The organism is Lysobacter sp. TAB13, from assembly GCF_052113885.1.
Classification (GTDB): domain Bacteria; phylum Pseudomonadota; class Gammaproteobacteria; order Xanthomonadales; family Xanthomonadaceae; genus Lysobacter; species Lysobacter gummosus.
On sequence record NZ_JBFRDR010000339.1, the window covers coordinates 1 to 380 of the forward strand.

Annotated in this window: 1 protein-coding gene; it reads right to left on the minus strand. The window is 66.1% G+C overall.

The features are described from left to right. Nucleotides 1-64: 64 nt before the first annotated feature. Nucleotides 65-380, minus strand: a 316-nt coding sequence (locus AB4Y92_RS26440; protein WP_441822320.1) for a carbamoyltransferase N-terminal domain-containing protein, incomplete at its 5' end; no start/stop codon positions are given.

Sequence of the window (380 nt, forward strand, 5' to 3'; positions counted from 1 at the left end):
TCCATGCGGCCTTGCATCCAGCCGACCGCCTTGCCCTCGGCCAGCGCCTGCGCGGTGGTCTCGATCAGGGCGTCGTCACCGAGAACCTCTCGAAGCGCGCGCCGGCAGCCGTCAATTGGGCCTCGATCTCAGCCTGCGTGAAGCTGGGGCCGAGATAGCTGCCCAGCATTGAATCACCGCCGCCTGGATTGAGCCTTCGCGGGTGGCCACCGAAAAGATGATAGCCGGCAAGCGCTGCGCCAAGCGCCCCGCCAGCATCGCCGGCAGCCGGCTGGATCCAGAGGCCTTCGAAGATGCCCTCACGCAGGAGCTTGCCATTGGCGACACAGTTCAGTGCGACGCCACCAGCCAGGCACAGATTCTTCTGGCCGGTTTCAGCC